2 protein-coding genes and 1 pseudogene are annotated in these 2,456 nt (G+C 73.7%); 2 read left to right on the top strand and 1 reads right to left on the bottom strand.

Annotation, left to right across the window (positions count from 1 at the left end):
- Positions 1–421, top strand: a pseudogene (locus ACTHJJ_RS12015) (xylose isomerase); the annotation flags it as partial.
- A 52-nt stretch (positions 422–473) separates the two neighbouring features.
- A complete protein-coding gene (xylB, locus tag ACTHJJ_RS12010; RefSeq protein ID WP_440303178.1) occupies positions 474–1,937 on the top strand; it encodes a xylulokinase in 1,464 nt (487 codons plus the stop codon).
- A gap of 181 nt (positions 1,938–2,118) precedes the next feature.
- Here xylB and ACTHJJ_RS12005 read toward each other — a convergent pair.
- Positions 2,119–2,456 (bottom strand): hypothetical protein (locus ACTHJJ_RS12005; protein WP_440303177.1); only part of this gene is annotated, 338 nt, incomplete at its 5' end.

The raw sequence follows: 2,456 nt of genomic DNA, 5'->3' as shown, positions 1-2,456 counted from the left end.
GTACGACCAGGACCTCGCCTTCGGACACGGCGACCTCATGTCCGCCTTCTTCACCGTCGACCTGCTCGAGAACGGCTTCCCGGGAGTCCCGGACGGGCCGCGCTACACCGGGCCGCGCCACTTCGACTACAAGCCGTCCCGCACCGAGTACCTCGACGGCGTCTGGGAGTCGGCGCGCGCCTGCATGACGACCTACCTGATGCTCGCCGAGAAGGCGCGCGCCTTCCGGGCCGACCCGGAGGTCGCGGCCGCGATGGGGCGGGCGGGAGTACTCGAGCTGGCGACGCCCACCCTCGCCCCAGGCGAGTCGATCGAGGAGTTCCTCGCGGCCGACGACGACTTCGACGCCGACCGTGCGGCGGAGCGCGACTTCGGCTTCGTCCAGCTCCAGCAGCTGGCGCTCCAGCACCTGATCGGCTGAAGTCTCGGCGGAGACTGAGGCCGAGACTCAACTAAGCCGAGCGGAGCGGACCATGGCACTCGTCGCAGGCGTCGACTCGTCGACCCAGTCGTGCAAGGTCGTCATCCGGGACGCGGCGACGGGAGCGCTCGTCCGCAGCGGCACGGCCCGGCACCCGGCGGGCACCGAGGTCGACCCCGAGGCGTGGTGGCTGGCCCTCCTCGAGGCGATCGACGCAGCCGGCTGCCTCGACGACGTGTCGGCCCTCTCCGTCGCCGGACAGCAGCACGGCATGGTCTGCCTCGACGCCGACGGCACCGTCATCCGCGACGCCCTGCTGTGGAACGACACCCGCTCGGCCGGCGCCGCCACCGGCCTCGTCCGCGAGCTCGGCGACGGCGACCCGCCCGTGGGCGCCAAGCGCTGGGCCGACGCCATGGGCAGCGTCCCGGTCGCGTCCTTCACCGTCACCAAGCTGCGCTGGCTGGCCGACCACGAACCGGAGTCCGCGGCCCGCCTCGCCGCCGTCGCGCTCCCCCACGACTGGCTCACCTGGCGGCTCTCCGGCAGCCGGTCGATCGAGACCCTGACGACCGACCGCTCGGACGCCTCCGGCACGGGCTGGTTCGACGCGGTGGCGAACACGTACCGCCGCGACCTGCTCGCCCTCGCGCTGCGCCGCACCGAGGCCGACGTCGACGACATCGTCCTCCCCCGGGTCCTCGGCCCCTCCGAACCAGCGGGCCACGGCGACCCGGCTCGGGGCTGGGGGCACGTCCTGCTCGGGCCCGGCTGCGGCGACAACGCCGGCGCCGCCCTGGGCCTGGCGCTACGACCCGGTGAGGCCTGCCTGTCCCTCGGCACGTCAGGCGTCGTCTCGGCGGTGTCCACCGCCCCGATCGCCGACGCGAGCGGCCTCGTGACCGGGTTCGCGGACGCCACCGGGCACTTCCTGCCGCTCGCCTGCACCCTGAACGGCTCGCGCGTCCTCGACGCGACCGCGGCCCTGCTCGGCGTCGACCACGACGAGCTGAGCCGGCTCGCGCTGGCCGCCGCACCGGGCGCGGACGGGCTCGTCCACGTGCCCTACCTCGAGGGCGAGCGCACGCCGAACCTGCCGACCGCGACCGGCTCGCTCCACGGCATGACGCTCGCGTCGATGACCCGACCGAACCTCGCCCGTGCCGCCGTCGAGGGCCTCCTCTGCCTATTGGCCGGCTGCGTCGACGCCATGCGCGCGCAGGGCGTGCCGATCGAGCGGGTCACGCTCGTCGGTGGCGGCGGGCGCTCCGAGGCGGTCCGCGTCATCGCGCCGGCCATCCTCGGGATGCCCGTCGATGTCCCCGCCCCCGGCGAGTCCGTCGCCGACGGCGCCGCGCGACAGGCCGCGTGGGTGCTCTCCGGCGCCGCCCGGCCCCCCGACTGGGTGACGACCACCACCGAGACGTATGCCGCGGAGCCGGCTCCCGCGGTCAGTGCGCGCTACCAGCGGGCCGCCGACGCCGTCGCGACCTCAGTCACCATCACCGACGACTGACCCGGCCTGTGACGGGTGGGGCGAAGCGCTCACTCGACGCGACGACGGCCCCGCCTTTCCCGTCGAGTGAGCACCCCGCCACTCCAGCATCACCCCGGCCGCGTGACGCATGAGGTTGAGCGCTCACTCGACGTGGGAGTCGAGGGGCGGAGCGCTCACAGCAGCGCTCACAGCGGCGCCCCTAGGACGCGTGCCGGTGCCGGCCGATGTGCGGGCGCGGGAGGTGCCTCCGGGCCCGGCCAGGCTCCTCGTAGCCCTGCGTGACCATCCCCCACCAGGTCACGGGGATGGTCAGGAACGACAGAACCACGCCGAGGACCAGGACCCAGTGCACCACGTTCGACCACAGGCCGGGCGACAGCGCGAACGGGAAGTCCTGCAGCAGCGTCGTGAAGGCGAGCAGCAGGAACATCGCCATGATCAGGTGCCCGGTCAGGCGCAGCCCCCGGGCGTCCGCGAAGAGGTAGGCCACGTTGAAGACGATGATCGACCAGAGCGCGAAGTCGACCATGCCGAGGT

Source organism: Intrasporangium sp. (assembly GCF_051961875.1).
GTDB lineage: Bacteria > Actinomycetota > Actinomycetes > Actinomycetales > Dermatophilaceae > Intrasporangium_A.
Note: the sequence above shows the minus strand (reverse complement) of the source record. Positions and strands in the feature narration are given on the sequence as shown.